Source organism: Psychrobacter arcticus 273-4 (assembly GCF_000012305.1).
Taxonomy (GTDB): domain Bacteria; phylum Pseudomonadota; class Gammaproteobacteria; order Pseudomonadales; family Moraxellaceae; genus Psychrobacter; species Psychrobacter arcticus.
This window is the reverse complement of the sequence record NC_007204.1, coordinates 2633317-2650701: the sequence shown is the minus strand read 5'-3', so window position 1 is coordinate 2650701 and position 17385 is coordinate 2633317. Positions and strand designations below refer to the sequence as shown.

16 protein-coding genes are annotated in these 17385 nt (G+C 42.5%); all 16 read left to right on the top strand.

The genetic code is table 11. The annotated features are described in order from the left end of the window. The first annotated feature begins 149 nt into the window (after positions 1-149). The 16 genes from rpmH to grpE all read left to right on the top strand — a co-directional run bounded on the left by rpmH (position 150) and on the right by grpE (position 17115). Positions 150-284, top strand: coding sequence for a 50S ribosomal protein L34 (gene rpmH, locus PSYC_RS11170; RefSeq protein WP_007394757.1), 135 nt, complete (start codon positions 150-152; stop codon positions 282-284). Positions 285-470: 186 nt separating this feature from the next. Next, a complete protein-coding gene (rnpA, locus tag PSYC_RS11165; RefSeq protein WP_011281399.1) occupies positions 471-842 on the top strand; it encodes a ribonuclease P protein component in 372 nt (123 codons plus the stop codon). A 1-nt stretch (position 843) separates the two neighbouring features. Next, positions 844-1218, top strand: a complete 375-nt coding sequence (gene yidD, locus PSYC_RS11160) for a membrane protein insertion efficiency factor YidD (RefSeq protein WP_011281398.1) — start codon at positions 844-846, stop codon at positions 1216-1218. Positions 1219-1435: 217 nt separating this feature from the next. Further along, a complete protein-coding gene (gene yidC / locus PSYC_RS11155) occupies positions 1436-3133 on the top strand; it encodes a membrane protein insertase YidC (protein ID WP_011281397.1) in 1698 nt (565 codons plus the stop codon). Positions 3134-3526: 393 nt separating this feature from the next. Next, positions 3527-4963: a tRNA uridine-5-carboxymethylaminomethyl(34) synthesis GTPase MnmE gene (gene mnmE / locus PSYC_RS11150; RefSeq protein WP_011281396.1), complete on the top strand. Its 1437-nt coding sequence runs from the start codon at positions 3527-3529 to the stop codon at positions 4961-4963. 88 nt (positions 4964-5051) lie between these two features. Further along, the gene (gene nrdR, locus PSYC_RS11145) at positions 5052-5510 is read left to right on the top strand and encodes a transcriptional regulator NrdR (protein ID WP_011281395.1); all 459 of its coding nucleotides are present in this window, start codon (positions 5052-5054) and stop codon (positions 5508-5510) included. A gap of 98 nt (positions 5511-5608) precedes the next feature. Next, positions 5609-6664 carry a bifunctional diaminohydroxyphosphoribosylaminopyrimidine deaminase/5-amino-6-(5-phosphoribosylamino)uracil reductase RibD gene (gene ribD, locus PSYC_RS11140; RefSeq protein WP_011281394.1) on the top strand — a complete coding sequence of 352 codons (1056 nt, stop codon included), beginning with the start codon at positions 5609-5611 and terminating at the stop codon, positions 6662-6664. Between the two features lie 389 nt (positions 6665-7053). Next, entirely contained in the window at positions 7054-7725 is a 672-nt protein-coding gene (locus PSYC_RS11135) for a riboflavin synthase (protein ID WP_011281393.1), read from the top strand. 235 nt (positions 7726-7960) lie between these two features. Then, the gene (gene fmt, locus PSYC_RS11130) at positions 7961-9046 is read left to right on the top strand and encodes a methionyl-tRNA formyltransferase (RefSeq protein WP_011281392.1); all 1086 of its coding nucleotides are present in this window, start codon (positions 7961-7963) and stop codon (positions 9044-9046) included. A 70-nt stretch (positions 9047-9116) separates the two neighbouring features. After that, positions 9117-10691, top strand: coding sequence for a transcription antitermination factor NusB (locus tag PSYC_RS11125; RefSeq protein ID WP_011281391.1), 1575 nt, complete (start codon positions 9117-9119; stop codon positions 10689-10691). Between the two features lie 56 nt (positions 10692-10747). After that, the gene (gene thrC / locus PSYC_RS11120) at positions 10748-12169 is read left to right on the top strand and encodes a threonine synthase (protein ID WP_011281390.1); all 1422 of its coding nucleotides are present in this window, start codon (positions 10748-10750) and stop codon (positions 12167-12169) included. Positions 12170-12444: 275 nt separating this feature from the next. After that, complete coding sequence (locus PSYC_RS11860; RefSeq protein WP_227500337.1) at positions 12445-12603, top strand: hypothetical protein; 159 nt, start codon at positions 12445-12447, stop codon at positions 12601-12603. Continuing rightward, positions 12584-13615, top strand: coding sequence for a LysM peptidoglycan-binding domain-containing protein (locus tag PSYC_RS11115; protein WP_227500336.1), 1032 nt, complete (start codon positions 12584-12586; stop codon positions 13613-13615). Before PSYC_RS11860 ends, PSYC_RS11115 begins: the two co-directional genes overlap by 20 nt. Before the next feature lie 57 nt (positions 13616-13672). Further along, entirely contained in the window at positions 13673-14890 is a 1218-nt protein-coding gene (gene dprA, locus PSYC_RS11110; protein ID WP_011281388.1) for a DNA-processing protein DprA, read from the top strand. Between the two features lie 321 nt (positions 14891-15211). Beyond that, on the top strand, positions 15212-15856 hold the full coding sequence (locus PSYC_RS11105; RefSeq protein ID WP_011281387.1) for an L-threonylcarbamoyladenylate synthase: 645 nt from the start codon (positions 15212-15214) through the stop codon (positions 15854-15856). A gap of 659 nt (positions 15857-16515) precedes the next feature. Next, the gene (gene grpE / locus PSYC_RS11100) at positions 16516-17115 is read left to right on the top strand and encodes a nucleotide exchange factor GrpE (protein WP_011281386.1); all 600 of its coding nucleotides are present in this window, start codon (positions 16516-16518) and stop codon (positions 17113-17115) included. The last annotated feature ends 270 nt before the right edge of the window (positions 17116-17385 follow it).

Below are 17385 nucleotides of genomic sequence, written 5' to 3'. Positions count from 1 at the left end.
AATCCTTAAGCTCTCTACAAACAGTAAAAAATCGAAAAGCGATAACACGCTGCTCTAAAACATAGTGAATAGTTTATTGACCCACATCCTATGCGATGATATAATCCTCCGTTATTACGAATTTAGTCCATTATTTTGATAGGTGAGTTATGAAACGTACATTCCAACCAAGCGTGATCAAGCGTAAACGTACTCACGGTTTCCGTGCTCGTATGGCAACTAAAAAAGGCCGTCAGGTCTTAGCTCGTCGCCGCGCTAAAGGACGTCATCGCCTTACTGTATAATCAGTAGATTGCGATAAGCATGGCTCATAGTGCTTGTTGTGTTTCTATTATTTATAGATTGCGATAGTCAATCATCACAACTGACACTTAGCCATATATTAAAAGCGCCCACATAGGCGCTTTTTTTGTCTCTATATTTTGTTATTATTTCTGCTATCGTTATTAGCTCTTATACTAGGTTGTACTATGTCCAATACTGTTCCAACGACACCTAATGCCCGCTTTACCAAAGAACAGCGCTTGCTCACGCCTACAGCCTTCCGTGAGGTCTTTGACGCACCTGAGCGTAAGCTACATCAGAGCCATCTAATGGCATTTGTACGTACCAACACTCATGAGCAGCCACGAGTCGGTATGGCTATTACCAAGCGTAAAGTCCCTACCGCAGTTACCCGAAATTTAATCAAACGTCAAATACGTGAGCAGTTTCGAGTAAAGGCTTTTAGTTTAGAAAATAAAGACGTGGTTTTTATTATTAAAAATTCTGTTAAAGGATTGAGTAATAAAGAATTAAAAACAGAAATAAACAATATATTTAAAAAAATAGAAAAAAAATAATATGTATTTTTTTATAAAAACTATAAATAAATATTTATATAAATTAATTTATAGTTTTATTGTTTTTTATCAAAAAATAATAAGTCCTATATTACCTGCTCGTTGTCGATATTATCCAACCTGTTCAAACTACGGTAAGCAAGCTTTGGCTTGGTATGGTGTTTGGAATGGGAGTTTGCTTTTATTAAAACGCATTGGTCGTTGTCATCCTTTAGGTGGACACGGCATTGATTTTGTACCGCTGCCCTTAGCCTCTTATCATTATCAACATGTGTCTTTAATTATGTCAGCTTGTATGAAGGCTCAAGGTTTGTATGTTTATCGAGATAATAATGGGTATGTTGCTCGCCTAAATCATATGATGAAATTGACCTAAGACGTAGGTTCTACTAAGCGTTTCAGTATATCTATTGAGTTACCCACAAGTTATCCACACTGTTGGTATCATTTAGAGTTGTTTTTTAGTAAAATGATGAATATTTTATGTGATTGACTGCTGACATTACCGCTAACTATATGGGTTAATGCTGAGTGGTAGTCATAACACATGCCTTAGTTTTTTATTCCCTAATTTTTTAATCTAGGAAAGGTTTATGCAAAAGATATTTCGGGTGATGATCATCATTGCGATGTTAATCACCGCTTATCTGCTGATTTTGGCATGGCGTGATGATTATGCAGATGCCCCAGCTGTAGACACGGTGCCAGAAACTGCAACTTCGGTAGGGGCTGATATTCCTTCTACTAGCGGTGCGGCAGGTGATATTCCAGTACAGACGCTACCTGTCGATAACGGTACAGTTGATAATAGTGCTGTGACCGCCACACCTGCTACCGATGCAGGACTAATCACAGTCACTACTGATCGCTATGACATCAAAATCAATCCAGAAGGCGGTGACATCGTTTATGCTGCGCTAAAGCAGTATGATGCAACCCTTGATAGCGATAAGCCTTTTGTATTGCTAGAAAATAACAGTAACCGCGTTTACGTGGCTCAGTCTGGTCTGATTGGTCAAAATGGTATCGATACAGCAGAAGGTCGTGCCAAGTACAGCCATACCGCTAACAATTACGTGATGGAAAAAGGTCAGCAAACGTTATCAGTGCCGCTCACCTACAAAAAAGATGGCGTGACAATCACTAAGACCTTTAGTTTCACTCACGATAAATATCCTATCGATATCAGCTATAAGATTCAAAATGCTTCTACAGCGGCGTGGCAAGGTCAGATGTTTGCCCAGCTAAAGCGTGATGATAGTAAAGATCCTGGTATGTCTGATAAAGGTGCGCTCAGTATGGCGACCTATTTGGGCGGCGCTTGGGGTACACCGGATGATCCCTATAATAAGCTGAAATTTGGTAACTTTAATGATGGTGAGTTGACCACAACCAGTGATAAAGGTTGGGTTGGTATCGTGCAGCATTACTTTGTGTCAGCATGGACGCCTGAAAACTTTACCGGTAAATTCTTTAGCCGTGAAACAGGTGATGATTACTTTATTGGCTTTAATAGTCAGCCTGTTAATGTTGCGCCAGACAAGCAAGTAACTTTGAATGCGACGCTATATGCAGGTCCTAAGGTTCAATCTGAGCTTAAAGATGTGGCAGCAGGATTAAATCAGACGGTCGATTATGGTCTATTATGGCCAATTTCAAAGATACTATTTGCTCTCTTGGATGGCATTCATAAAATCATCGGCAACTGGGGTTGGTCAATCATCCTATTGACTATCTTGGTCAAATTCGCATTGATGTGGTTCTCAAACAAGAGCTACTATTCAATGGCGAAGATGCGTGCGATTGCACCGCGTCTAGCAGCGCTAAAAGAAGAACATGGCGACGATCGCATGAAAATGTCGCAAGAAATGATGGCAATGTACAAAGAAGAAAAAGTCAATCCAATGGCGGGTTGTTTGCCAATCTTGATGCAAATGCCGATTTTCTTAGCCTTATATTGGGTACTGGTTGAAAGTATCGAGTTACGTCATGCACCGTGGGTCTTGTGGATTCAGGATTTATCAGCGATGGACCCGTGGTTTATCTTGCCACTATTGATGGGTGTGTCGATGTTTGTACAGCAGCAGCTTAACCCGCAGCCAGCTGATCCAATGCAAGCGAAAGTCATGAAGTTTTTACCGATTATTTTCACCGCGTTCATGCTGTTCTTCCCAGCAGGTCTGGTCCTATATTGGACAGTGAATAACTTATTTAGTATGACACATCAATATATTGTCAATAAAAAAGTAGAAGAAGAGCAAAAGCTGCGTACCGTAAAAGTACTCGACTAATTATTTAACAGTTCAGACGTTCTAAAAACCATCGCTACGGCGGTGGTTTTTTTATGCGCTGAATGCTAGTGTTTATATCAATAAGATGTGAGTGCTATAGTTGAAATATTTTAAAGTCGCTACAGTACTGCTGGTGTAAATTTTTTGCAGCCTCTGTCTGCGTAGGCACAGCAAGCAAAAAAAATTTGCACCAGTAGTAGGTGTTGTATCGATATTACTTTTCACCGACTATATATTAAATCTGTTCTGCCAAAGATAAGCCGTGCGGTATGGTTTTTTGAAAGCTACTAATAATAGCAATGTTGCGCTCTTTGAAGATTGCTTTGTCAGTGTGCGCTAAGCCGTCTATAATAGAGTTTTTAGTTACTGAGAGTGCTTGTGAATTCCCAAGAGATGGCACTAGCCAACCCTGATTCGTTAAAAAATTCTAATTTGTCGAGTCTACCTACCATTGCAGCCATTGCCACACCGCTTGGACGTGGTGGGGTCGGGGTTATTCGTCTGTCTGGTACACGTGCGTATAGCATTGCTTGCACGCTGACAGGTAAGTCGGAATTTAAACCGCGCATGGCAAGTTTCTGCCGATTTTATCAAGCAGATGGTACGGTTGTTGATGAAGGGCTAGTATTGTATTTTAAGGGTCCGCACTCGTTTACCGGCGAAGATGTGATTGAGCTGCAAGGTCATGGTGGTATGATTTTACAGAATCAGCTACTGGCACGAGTATTTGAGTTAGGTGCAAAACAAGCAGGCGCTGGAGAATTTTCGTACCGTGCTTTTGATAATGATAAGCTAGATTTGGTGCAAGCAGAAGCCATCGCTGATGCCATTGATGCAACCAGTGCTGCCGCTGCTAGCAGTGCCATACGTTCACTCAGCGGCGAGTTTTCAAAAAAAATTAATCAGTTATTAGAACAATTAATTCATTTGCGACTTCATGTTGAAGCGGCTATTGATTTCCCTGATGAAGAAGACGTTGATTTTTTATCAGATGGAGTCATACAAGGCAAGCTTGAGCAGACACAAGAAAAAATACAGCACGTATTAGCGACTGCCAAGCAAGGACAGCTATTACGTGATGGTATTCATGTGGTGTTGGCAGGCAGACCAAATGCGGGTAAATCAAGCTTGCTGAATCGTTTGGCAGGGCAAGAGCGCGCTATCGTTACAGATGTTGCTGGGACAACGCGTGATACACTACAAGAGACAGTCGTGCTCAATGGTTTAACGCTACACTTGACTGATACTGCAGGTTTACGAGAGACAGAAGATACGGTCGAGCGTATCGGTATTGAGCGCGCGCGGACAGCGATTACTCAGGCTGATATACTGCTGATGGTATATGATGTAACCTGTGATCTTGAAGAAGAAATCACACCCTTACAGCTCGCTGAACAGCTATTTGGTGAGCTACCAGAAGCCAAATGCTTATTAATTATCGCTAATAAAAGTGATTTATTAAACCACAATAGCAGCAAAGGAATGACCTCTATTTCGCAAGAAGAGATTTATAATCGCGGCTACGAGCAAGTGAATGTTTCATGTGAAACAGGCGCAGGTATTGATGATTTAGTCGAAACTTTGTGTGCTAAAGTAGGCTTCCATCCGCCAGAAAATAGCTTAATCGCTCGTACGCGGCATTTAGATGCCTTAAGAAGAACGGCTGAATATTTGGCAGAAGCTCATGAGCAGCTAACAGTTTTTAAAGCTGGGGAATTGGTTGCTGAAAGCTTACGCCAAGCACAGCATAGTTTAGGTGAAATTACGGGCGAATTTAGTGCAGATGATTTATTAGGCAAGATTTTTGGCAGTTTTTGTATTGGTAAGTAAATTGAGTACGCTTAGTCCGTTGTAAAGATCGGTGGTTTGCTTATAAATAAAGAATAATCGTACTTAAGATAAAGACAAGGAAAGCCGTATGCATTGCCCTTATTGTAATGCGTCAGATACAAAGGTGATCGACTCACGTCTTGCTGCTGAAGGCGCGCAAGTGCGCCGACGCCGTTCTTGTAATAGTTGTCAAGAACGTTTTACTACCTTTGAGGTGGTCGAAGTGGTGATGCCGCGTATCATCAAATCAAGTGGTAAGATTGAACCTTATGATAATGACAAGCTGCGTCGTTCGATTTTACTACCATTACAAAAACGTCCTATTACCATTGACGAACAAGAGGCGATGATTAGCCGGATTGAAAAGCGCGTACGGCAAATGGGTGAGCGTGAGGTCAGCAGTAAAGTCTTAGGTGAAATTATCATGAGCGAGCTCAAAACGCTGGATGATGTCGCTTATGTGCGCTTTGCTAGTGTTTATCGTGATTTTCAGGACATTGATGCTTTTCATCAAGAAATCGCTAATATCCGGCCTAATGATAAATAACATAAAATTAAGGCTTTGATGTTTTTTAGCTTCTCACTCCCATTTTATCAGCTCAGTCTCTCAGTAATCGTGACCAATTATTTACTAAGCCCACTTTTATGTCAAATATAAATCACTCTCAAGATGCAAAAGACCGTTACTTTATGATGCTGGCTATTGAGCAGGCAAAGCTTGGCTTATATAGCACAAGACCCAATCCTGCTGTTGGGTGTGTCATTGTCCAAGCAGAGGAGGTGGTCGGTCAAGGGTTCCATCCTAAAGTCGGTCAGCCACATGCTGAGGTATTTGCCCTAAAAGATGCTGGTATACGAGCAGTAGGCGCTACCGCGTATGTCACTTTGGAACCCTGTAGTCATACTGGACGTACCCCGCCTTGCGCAAAAGCGCTGATAGAGTCTGGCGTCATACGGGTTGTCGTTGCTGGGCTAGATCCAAATCCACAGGTCGCAGGTCGCGGGGTGAGGTTGCTGGAGCAAGCAGGCATTGAGGTGACGGTTGGTATACTTACCGCGCAGGCAGAAGTGTTAAATAAAGGTTTTCTAAAAGCCATGCGTACCCAAATGCCTTATGTGCGACTTAAGATTGCGACCAGTCTTGATGGTCGTACGGCGATGGCAACGGGAGAGTCAAAGTGGATTACAGGTCCTGCTGCTCGCGAAGACGTACAAAAGCTGCGGGCGCAAAGTGGCGCGATCATTACCGGTAGCGAAACGGTTATCGTCGATAATCCACAATTAAATGTACGCTCTAGCCAACTGGGTATCGCGCCTGAACAAGTCCCACATCCTAAAGTGGTGATACTCGATAGGCGTGAGCGATTACAGTACAATCTACAGTCAGATTACCAATTGTGTCGACGTACTGACATACTGTATTGGCGTGATGATAATTTGACGGAGTTATTAAAAGTATTGGTTAGTGAGTATCAGTGTTATGACGTGTTAATAGAAGCGGGTGCTAGTGTTGCTGGTAGCTTCTTACAACAGCAATTGGTCGATGAGCTGATTGTGTATCAAGCGCCATGTCTGTTAGGGCAGCAAGCGCGTTCGATGGTTGATATCAATCCATTGTCGTTAGCACAGCAGCTGCGCTTCGATATTAAACGTTATGAACAGCTTGGTTCTGATATGAAATTAACCTTGATGCCAGTATAACTAATTGTTTTTAAAGATTTATCCACAACATTAAACGTAAGTGTTTTAGTTGCGGCTAAATAAAAACCATTATTAAATGTTTCACATGAAACTGTGTATAACTTTGTTCCATATGAAACAAATGATTTGAAGTTAGTATAAAAAATATAGAATAACTTATTATTAATCAGTGGTTTAGATTGTTTTGAATGTCGATTTAAACTTTAAGTAAAAATAAGTTCTATTGTGGATAACTTGTTAATAATCAGGATTTTATATGCTTCTTTAAAGCGCTGCTCATTACTTATCCTAAATCGCCTATGTAATTCAGCGCCGCGCTTAGAAATGCTGATATATTCAAACTAGAAACACTGTCTATAATAACAATACAATAATGAAAAGAGGTCGATATGTTTACTGGAATCATAGAAAGTGTTGGAAAGGTTAAGTCGATGCAACCTACAGGCGGCGACATTCGCTTGACCATAGAGTCTGATGGCTTAGATTTCAGCGATGTGAAGCTGGGCGACTCGATTGCTTCTAATGGTATCTGTCTGACGGTTGTAGATTTTGGTAGTAACCATTACTCTGTTGATGTTTCACGTGAAACTATAGCGCGAACAGCATTAAAGGATTTGAAGCCAGGTCATATTGTGAACTTAGAGAAGGCGATGCTACCTACCACGCGTTTCGGTGGGCATATTGTCGCAGGGCATGTCGATGGAGTAGGGGTTGTTAGTAAGCTGCAAAAGGATGCACGTTCTATTTATATCGAAATTGAGATACCTGTAGAGCTTGCCCATTATACAGCGACTAAAGGCTCAATCACGCTTGATGGTATTAGCCTCACCACCAATTTAGTACGCGATAATATCGTCTCGCTCAACATCATTCCACATACCGCGCAAGTGACCAATATTGCTCAGCATTGGCTGCTGGGATCCAAGGTGAATGTAGAGGTGGATATCGTGGCTAGATATTTAGAGCGTTTATTAAATAAGTCGCAGGGAGACACGAAAAATAGCAGCCCGCAAAGCAGTATTACCGAAGCTTTTTTAGCAGATAATGGCTTTATGAGATAAGCCATTTTTAATAATTCTTAGATTAATACAACAACATTGGTAATCTTCCCAACCATAAGACACTTAATCAATAGAATTAAGCTGCGTGGTTTAGTTTCTGTATCGGCGTAAAGCTATTATTACCCATATTAGGGCGTTCACGCATTAGTAGCGCTCGATTGTGGCTATTACAGTCATGGCACAACGCAACAAACTCACCTATAATAGCTTTATTACTTATTAATATTGCCTAACTATGACGACACTTGCTTGTGCCCCCGATGTATCTCTGACTCTAACCACCCTTAAGCCAACCACTACGGAGCGATTAAGAGTGGTGTTTGCTGGCACGCCTGAGTTTGCAGCTATAAGCCTTGAGGTATTAATCAATCAGCAAGACGCGCTCAATATCGATATTGTGGCAGTATATAGCCAGCCTGATCGTAAAGCCGGCCGCGGACAAAAATTTGCAGAATCTGCGGTCAAGCAAGTAGCGTTGGCACATAATATCGCCGTTGAGCAGCCAGAGACCTTTAAAAAGTCAAGTATAGAGGGAATGACGGCAAGGCAAACTTTTCAAGACTATCAGCCAGATGTAATGATTGTCGCTGCTTATGGGTTGATTCTACCCATTGGTGTCTTGAATACGCCTACTTACGGTTGCCTCAATATTCATGGCTCGTTATTACCACGCTGGCGCGGTGCGGCACCTATTCACCGCGCAATATTAGCCGGAGATACCGAGACGGGTATTACCATCATGCAGATGGATAAAGGGCTTGATACTGGCGACATGCTTTATAAAGTCCGCGCTCCTATTGAGTCTGATGATACGGCTGCCAGCCTACATGATAAAATGGCTGAGCTTGGTGCGACCGCCATTACTACCGTGCTACAAGATTTAGCACACTATCAAGCTCAAGCTATAGCACAAGATGACAGTCAAGCCAATTATGCTGAAAAACTCGTCAAAACTGAAGGCGAAATTGACTGGACGCAGTCTGCTACTGTGATTGAACGACAAATTCGCGGCTTGACCCCATGGCCAGGTGCCTATACCTTTTTGGCAGGACAGCGTGTCAAGATTTTAGCCAGTCTACCTGTGAATGCGTCGCAGCCAACCGATCAACCAGCAGGGACGGTCATTAGTGTTGGGCGCAAGGCAGTCTTAGTCGCTTGTGGTAATGACAGCAATACTGATACTGGTATTGAAACACCGCAAGCCAGTACTTTAGCCATTACTCAGCTACAGTTCGCAGGCAGCAAGCCTGTGAGAGCCGAACAAATTTGCCATGGCAATCAGCTTAATGATGGCGACCAGTTCAGTAAAGAAACAAAATAATTTCATTTAGCCATACATGATCCAAATCACACAAGACGCTATTCATCATACGTCAAGGAAATCCCATTTAATGAGACAAACCAGCACTGCGCCAAGAAACAATAAACTTAAACCGTCAAGCAACCTTATCATGAATGGTAGCGTTCGCGTTCGCGTCATTCGCACCTTACTGGCGATTCAGAATGGCCAATCGCTAGCAAGCGTCCTTGATCCGCTACTAAACAGTTTGCATGACGGCGATAAAGGTTTTGCCCATGCATTATTGCTAACAACGTTGCGTCAATGGTACGCCCTTGAGCGCTTACTGGATAGTCTGGCTGATAACTCCATTGATGAAAAAGAAGTACGTACTACTATTCAAGTGGGTTTGACGCAGCTGCTCTATTTGCAAGTAGCTGATCATGCGGCGATTCATGAAACGGTTGAGGCGGCAAAAGAAATTGAGTTTGCTCATGCAACTGGTTTAATCAATGCCATCTTACGTAAAGTTGCTAAAAACCCAAGTAAGTTCCGCAAGAAGTGCGATAAAAAACACAGCTTACCTAATTGGCTTGCTTATCAGCTTAAGCAAGATTGGAGTGAGCAGTATGACGATCTGATGCAGGGATTACGTCAACCTGCGCCGATGTTTTTACGCGTGAATACAGCGGTTACCTCGGTAGAGGACTATCAGCAAGCATTGGTGGAGTTTGAGGTTGAAGCGGACTTGGTTGAGCTAACGAGTGGTTTTAACTTACCCAACTCGCTGGATGCAGCCACATCTAAAACCATATCAACCAAAGGCTTCAGATTACATCAAAGCACCGCAGTGAATGCCTTACCTCAATTTGCTCAAGGGGCTGCTAGTGTACAAGATATGCATGCTCAGCTTGCAGCGCCGCTTATCCATAGCGCTCTATTCAATAAGCTGAGTGTTAAAAACGATGATGCAGATGTCGATACAGACACGAATAACAACGAGATCCGTATTTTAGATGCTTGTGCAGCGCCGGGTGGTAAGCTTGCTCATTGGTTAGAAATACTTAGCTCAAACGAGCAATCACCTTTGTTTCACGTGAAACAAGATGATGAATCAATACCTGCGGTTTCGAAAGTGACGCTTACTGCGATTGATAATGAAGCGCCGCGTATCGAGCGTATTTACGATAATTTACAGCGCTTGAACTTAAGTCAGCACGACTTGCAGCAAGCTGAGAAAAATATCGAACTCAATATTGTCTGTGCTGACGCGACGACATGGCAAGGGGCCGGTAAGAAAAAGAGCAAACTTGTATTTGACGCTATATTACTAGACTCACCTTGTACGGCGACTGGCGTGATTCGTCGTCATCCTGATATCAGTATCTTACGTACTGAAGAGGATGTGGAGCAAACGGCATTGTTACAAGCCGATATCTTGCACAATCTATGGCCACAACTTAAGGTTGGCGGCTATCTATTATATGTCACTTGCTCTATCTTAAAGCAAGAGAACGTCGAGCAAATGCAGGATTTCATCACTCACTATAGCGATGCGGTAGCCATTGAATTTAGCGAAGATTGCAATTGGGGTATCGCCCAAGCCATCGGTCGTCAGTGCTTACCAATTGATAGCGAGAGCGGCGATGGTTTTTACTATGCCTTGCTGCACAAAACTGCTGAATAAACTGCTGAATAAACGGTTTTAATTAATCATCATCTTATTGTACACAGGACAATCTAATGAAATATATCAGTACCCGTGGTCAGACAGCACCGATGGATTTTAGTGATGTGTTATTAATGGGTCTTGCACCGGACGGTGGTTTGATGTTGCCTGAGCACTATCCAAACATTGATAGTGCGACGCTTACTGAGTGGCGCGCGCTTAGCTACCCACAGCTTGCAATGGCGATTATGCAGCGCTTTGCGACTGATATTCCTGCCGCTGATTTACAAGATATTATTGAGCGCACTTATACCGCTGATATATTTGGCTCTGATGAGATTGTCCCTGTCCGCAAGCTTGAAGATGATTTATACGTTTTAGGCTTATCAAATGGTCCAACGTTGGCATTCAAAGACGTTGCCATGCAGTTCTTAGGCAATGCTTTTGAATATGTACTTAAAAGAAAAGACGCGTGCATCACCATTATCGGAGCGACCAGTGGCGATACGGGTAGTGCAGCAGAATATGCACTGCGCGGTAAAGAAAACATCGAAGTGTTTATGCTGTCACCACATGGCAAAATGAGTGAATTTCAGCGCGCACAAATGTATAGTTTAACCGATGATAATATTCATAATATTGCCATTGATGGCATGTTTGATGATTGCCAAGATATTGTCAAAGCACTACAACAAGATGCAGAGTTCAAAGCGGCTTATAACTTAGGCACAGTCAATTCTATTAATTGGGGTCGTATCCTAGCGCAGATTGTTTATTACTTTAAAGCCTACTTTGCGGTGACTACGAGCAACGATGAAAAGGTTAGTTTTAGCGTGCCATCAGGCAACTTTGGTAATATCTGCGCTGGTCATATTGCCCGTGAAATGGGGTTGCCTGTTGAGCGTTTAATTGTCGCGACCAATGAAAACGATGTCTTAAACGACTTCTTTAATCAAGGTGCCTATCAGCCGCGACCGACTGCCAAAACTTATATCACCTCAAGCCCCTCAATGGATATTTCCAAAGCGTCCAACTTTGAGCGTTTTGTCTATCTCTTACTAGATAAAGACAGCGCCCGTGTTCATGAATTGTTTGAAGGGGTGAAATCTGGCCAAGGTTTTGATTTGTCTGATTTGATGCAAGCAGTCAATAGTCGTTATGGTTTTGCCGCTGGTAAATCTACCCATAGTGACCGCTTACAAACCATTAAAACACTTTATGAGCAATATGGTGAGCTGGTCGATCCGCATACCGCTGATGGTATTAAAGTTGCCAAAGAATTGCAGCAAGAGGGTGAGGTGATTATTTGCGCTGAGACTGCACTTCCAGTGAAATTTGCGGATACTATCGTTGAGGCCATTGGTCAAATAGAGATTGCACGCCCAGCCCATACCGAAGGCTTAGAGAGTTTGCCTCAACATGTGGTGGTGCTTGATAATGACGCTGAATTAGTCGCTGAACAAATCCGTCAACAGGTTACACCAAATCCTACATAGTTGATTTGATTTTTAGCCAATTTTTAAAATAAATATCCCGTCTAAGGTTACACTATTGTAATAAAGTGTTTATGATTGTGTTATGGTAGATATCATTGTAATATTAGAAATAGCGTCAGTAAATGATCATTTTACTAGGCGCTTTTTTAGCAATCATACCTGTCACTCATATCAGTCACCAACATTAAACAGCCGCTCTATAGACGTTATGGTAACGGTGTTATAAGTCCTTATTTCTGTTGATTTCTTTATCGTTATTTTAAATACAGATAGAGATGTTAGCGCAAATGGCAGATTTGGATACCTTTGATTATGGCGCTAACAGCGTTACATACTGTGGACATAACAATGAAGATGAGCTTAAAAAATATAGTCAAGGCGCTATGGGTGACCACCTTGAGCAGTGCAATGCTAATGAGCACTGCCCACGCTAATAATCCGCCGCCGACTATCAAGGCGGATGCGCCCAATCGCTATATTGTCAAAAAGGGCGATACTCTATGGGATATCTCAGGACGTTATCTGGACAGTCCATGGCGCTGGAAAGAGATTTGGGCGACCAATAAACAAATCAAAAATCCCGATCTGATATATCCTAATGATGTTTTGATTCTATGTGTGATTAAAGATAAAACTTTAATCGGTGTCGATACAGGCGAGGGCTGTGCAGGAATTGAAAAGCAATTGACAGGCAATGTGGTAACTACGCCGGTCGCGGTGACCTCTGCTGTTAATAGTATTCCACCTATTCCATTGTCTGCTATTCAGCATTGGCTTGATAAGACTCTGATTGTTAATCCGCAAGATTTTAATACCACACCTTATATTTTAGCTTCAAAAAAAGGCAACTTAATCACCGCCAGTGGTGACAAGGTTTATGCCAAAGGCGTGCCGCTTATCGTTGGTCAGCGTTATGGTATCTACCACGAAGGCGAAATGTATACTGAGCTAAAAACACAAAAAGTCATTGGCGTAGAAGTCACACAAGTGGCAACGGGGTTGGTTACTTCTACGGCAACCAATGGCGTGACGAGCTTGCAGCTTATCGACAGCTACGGCAAAGAAGTGCGTGAAGGCGATCGGGTTTTTGTTGAGCTCGATAATGCTATTCCGCCGGTCTTTTATCCAACGCCAGCAACCGTCAATCGCGGTGGTATGATCGTCCGCGTGATGGATTCTATTAGCTCAGCTGCCAAAGGTAGCGTGGTCGCTATTAATTTAGGTCGCGTACATGGTGCGAAGCCGGGTGATGTATTAACCGTTTATCAAAAAGGCGCAGTGATACGCGATATCAAAGACAATGATACACTGGTACGCTTGCCAAGCGAGCCAAGCGGTATGGTGATGGTATTCAATACTTTTGAGCACATCAGCTATGCTTATGTACTTGAGTCTGATCTGCCGCTGAGTGTTGGTGATCAGCTTTTGCCACCTCCTTACTTGTAATCAAGCCTCATATTCTAGAGCGGATACGATAAGTAAGCCTATACGAGCCATACGATAATGACGGTAGCCCCTTTTATTTTATCAGACGATCAGCGCGCCATCCTAGCGCTGTGGTTTGAGCTGAATGCGTCATTATCGTCTTATCATAAACTTATTCATACCTATGGCAGTGCGCAGCTTGCATTACAAGCAGGCGTAGAGTCGTGGCGTCAATTAGGGATTCATCATACCCATTTGGCAAGGCATGAGCAGCCCGAGCAAACGTGTGCCACTATCGATAACATTCAACAGGCATTGATAGAAGAAAAGTACGGCCTATTATTCGCCGACCAGACAAATTATCCTACCCAACTATTAGAGATATACGATCCACCGCCGCTATTGTTTTATCGGGGTAATAGTGAGCTGTTGCACCGTGCCCAAATCGCCATCGTTGGCAGTCGCAAGCCGACGACACACGCTCAAAAAATCACCTATGATATGGCGCAATATCTTGCCCAAGCAGGCTACATTATTACCAGTGGTCTTGCTATTGGCGTGGATAAGCGTGCCCATCTTGGTGCGCTGGCACAGAATGATATATCACACCAAGGTCGCACAGTGGGCGTCATGGGCACGGGCATTGATGTCAATTACCCCAATCATCATGATCAGCTGTTTAGCCAAATCATTGAGAAAGGCGGTTGTATCATCAGTGAGCTGTTACCGCATACGCTGCCACATAAGCATACTTTCCCGCGTCGCAATCGCTTGGTTGCGGGGTTGAGTCTTGCTACTATCGTCACTGAGGCGACCATTAAAAGTGGCTCACTGATTACAGCTAGGCTGACCTCCGAGCAGGGTAAGCAAGTCTTTGCGATTCCAAGTCATATAGACAATAGTAATGCTGAAGGTTGCCATCATCTAATACGGGAGGGCGCAACCTTGATTTATCATCCTCAGCAAGTGTTGAATGATGTTAGTGCGCAGTTGCCAACCCAGTTTAAGCATCAACCTAATGAGAGCTCAAACACGCAAACCTCTCACCAGTCAGTATCTAGCCCGCCTACTACTAGCAAAAAGACCACAGAATCTCATCAAATAAAACCATCGCCTAGTATTAACATCCCTGAGCATCTAACTACCTTGTTTGAAAAGTTAGATTGGCACGGTCAAGATTTGGACGCGCTTATTCTCGCTACCAATCTTGCACCCGCGCAATTGATTGGGCAGTTAATGGAGCTAGAGCTAGTGGGTGCTATTACTGTCCAAGGTGGACGCTATTTACGTATTTAATCATGCTTATAGTCAGTTTAATATAAATCCGCTACATCGTTATCCTCGCTTGATGTGCTACTTGTACTATCTGCGCTTGGTTTCCTTGTATCGAAATTATATTGAACTGACTATACAACGCTGTATTTCTTGTAAAATAAATCCACGATATAGTTGAAATACTTTAAAGTCGCTACCGTATTGCTGGTGTAAATTTTTTGCAGCCTCTGTCTGCGTAGGCACAGCAAGCAAGAAAAATTTGCACCAGTAGTACGTGTTGTATCGATATTACTTTTCACCGACTATATCTCTTTTATTTTTTTATTTTAAAGGCATTATTTTATGTCCTTATCCACACCTCTTATTACTGACTCTGTTATTCAAGCGGCTCATTGGCTTAAAAAAGGGCAGCTGCTCGCTTACCCAACCGAAAGCGTGTGGGGCATCGGCTGTGATCCATTTAATCAGCAAGCAGTCATGCAGCTATTGACTATTAAGCAGCGCCCAATAGAGAAGGGTATGATTGTAGTCACTGATAGCCCAAGCCGTATTACGGTGCTACTAGAAGGTTTAGATGCTGTTGAGCGTCAAACCGTGCTTGATAGTTGGCAAACTGATTCGATTAATGGCACTGCCAAACAAGCACATACTTGGTTATTGCCTATTTCACAAAAGCTGCTGATTACTATTCCATCATGGATTACGGGTGCTCATGATAGTGTTGCGGTACGTGTTATTGACCATCCGTTGGTCAAGCAACTGTGCGCGCAGATGGTGTCAGCTAGCAATCCTTATGGTTTTGTTGTTTCAACAAGCTGCAATCCGGCAGGTCAACCTCCTGCGCTGTCACTCAGCGAAGCACAACGTTATTTTTTAAGACACCATGCAAACTCAAATGAGTGTGTTGGCTACCTTAAAGGTGAAACGTTGGGTTATCAGTTGCCAAGCCAAATAGGTGACGCTTTAACAGGACAAATTATTCGCTAATTTGATAGTTACAGTTTGATAGTCACAGTTTGATATCACTACTTTTGGTCCCTTTTACTTACCTCTACACTTGTCATCTTGTTTTCATGGTGTGCTTTTTGTCACACTGATGAGAATATAATCAATAATAAGGATAATAAGCGATGAATATTCTAATCAGCGGTGGTTCAGGGTTTTTGGGTAGTGCATTTAGCCATGAGCTGCTGAAGCGCTATCAAGAGATGGGTAGAAATAAAGCCCCTGTCAAAATATAGTTGAAATACTTTAAAGTCGCTACCGTATTGCTGGTGTAAATTTTTTGCAGCCTCTGTCTGCGTAGGCACAGCAAGCAAGAAAAATTTGCACCAGCAGTAGGTGTTGTATAGATATTACTTTTCACCGACTATATTTGCATAGCGTTTATCATTGGTGAGAAAAATTCCTTGTATTGGGCTTGAAATCTGCCTTCACAACCTTTATCAAGCAGCTATTGAAAGGTGATTATATATAGTTATATAAAGAACCAGTAATCAAGGTTAAGTAGGCAATATAAGCCTATGAATCATGAGTCGATGTATTAGTAATAAACACAAAGTGGCGAGCGATGCGCCAATTTTTTGTGTGCTACATTCCATCATTATTATGACACTATTAAATTATGACACTATCAAGGAGCTATCATGAGCGAGCAAAATAACAACCACGAATCGATCGATCAAAATGTTTCACATGACAACGTGGCACACGATGAGAGTATTTTAGAAGAAACCTTAAAAGAGTTTGACCCACAAAATAACTCTGTCGAAGAAAGTATTATCGAAAACGACATTGATCTTGATACTTTTAAAGCCCGTATCGCTGAGCTAGAAGGCGAAGTCAAACAAGCCAAAGAAAGTACCGCTCGTGCCAATGCCGAAACTTACAATGCGCAAAAACGCATAGAGCAAGAGGCTGATAAGAGCAAACGTTTTGCGCTACAGAAATTTGCCAAAGAGTTGTTAGAAGTGGTCGATAACTTGGAGCGTGCGATTGAAAGCACCAATGCAGACGATCCTGTTACTGAAGGCGTAAGATTGACACATAAAGCATTGCTAGATGTGCTAAACAAAAATGGCGTCGAAGCGGTTGAGCCACAAGGCGAAAAATTCAACGCTGATTTTCATGAAGCGGTCGGTATCGACGCTGATGCGCCAGCCGATACCGTTGGTACAGTTTTACAAAAAGGCTATAGCTTAAATGGTCGTTTATTACGTCCGGCGATGGTACGTATCGGTCAGTAGTAGATAGGACAGGCGCTAAAGCGATAGTATGTTAAGCATATAACGTCGCCAACATAGTCCTAGATGGCCATAAAGCATATAGGCAATATATATTCAGTCTTTAACTGTGCTAAACCTTATTATTAGTGGGGCTTTTGACAAAAAATCACACAAAAGGCATTATTTACATGGTTATCGACTTGAAAAAATGCATAAGCAAACCGATATAAAGCAACAAGTGACCGACTATGAGCTAGTGATCGACGGTCTGATGAAATAAAATTGTATTTA

Excerpts from the sequence above, each read along its gene's own strand:
- rpmH (WP_007394757.1), top strand. The coding sequence starts at position 150 with ATGAAACGTACATTCCAACCAAGCGTGATCAAGCGTAAACGTACTCAC.
- rnpA (WP_011281399.1), top strand. The coding sequence starts at position 471 with ATGTCCAATACTGTTCCAACGACACCTAATGCCCGCTTTACCAAAGAA.
- yidD (WP_011281398.1), top strand. The coding sequence starts at position 844 with ATGTATTTTTTTATAAAAACTATAAATAAATATTTATATAAATTAATT.
- yidC (WP_011281397.1), top strand. The coding sequence starts at position 1,436 with ATGCAAAAGATATTTCGGGTGATGATCATCATTGCGATGTTAATCACC.
- mnmE (WP_011281396.1), top strand. The coding sequence starts at position 3,527 with ATGGCACTAGCCAACCCTGATTCGTTAAAAAATTCTAATTTGTCGAGT.
- nrdR (WP_011281395.1), top strand. The coding sequence starts at position 5,052 with ATGCATTGCCCTTATTGTAATGCGTCAGATACAAAGGTGATCGACTCA.
- ribD (WP_011281394.1), top strand. The coding sequence starts at position 5,609 with ATGTCAAATATAAATCACTCTCAAGATGCAAAAGACCGTTACTTTATG.
- PSYC_RS11135 (WP_011281393.1), top strand. The coding sequence starts at position 7,054 with ATGTTTACTGGAATCATAGAAAGTGTTGGAAAGGTTAAGTCGATGCAA.
- fmt (WP_011281392.1), top strand. The coding sequence starts at position 7,961 with ATGACGACACTTGCTTGTGCCCCCGATGTATCTCTGACTCTAACCACC.
- PSYC_RS11125 (WP_011281391.1), top strand. The coding sequence starts at position 9,117 with ATGAGACAAACCAGCACTGCGCCAAGAAACAATAAACTTAAACCGTCA.
- thrC (WP_011281390.1), top strand. The coding sequence starts at position 10,748 with ATGAAATATATCAGTACCCGTGGTCAGACAGCACCGATGGATTTTAGT.
- PSYC_RS11860 (WP_227500337.1), top strand. The coding sequence starts at position 12,445 with ATGTTAGCGCAAATGGCAGATTTGGATACCTTTGATTATGGCGCTAAC.
- PSYC_RS11115 (WP_227500336.1), top strand. The coding sequence starts at position 12,584 with ATGAGCACTGCCCACGCTAATAATCCGCCGCCGACTATCAAGGCGGAT.
- dprA (WP_011281388.1), top strand. The coding sequence starts at position 13,673 with ATGACGGTAGCCCCTTTTATTTTATCAGACGATCAGCGCGCCATCCTA.
- PSYC_RS11105 (WP_011281387.1), top strand. The coding sequence starts at position 15,212 with ATGTCCTTATCCACACCTCTTATTACTGACTCTGTTATTCAAGCGGCT.
- grpE (WP_011281386.1), top strand. The coding sequence starts at position 16,516 with ATGAGCGAGCAAAATAACAACCACGAATCGATCGATCAAAATGTTTCA.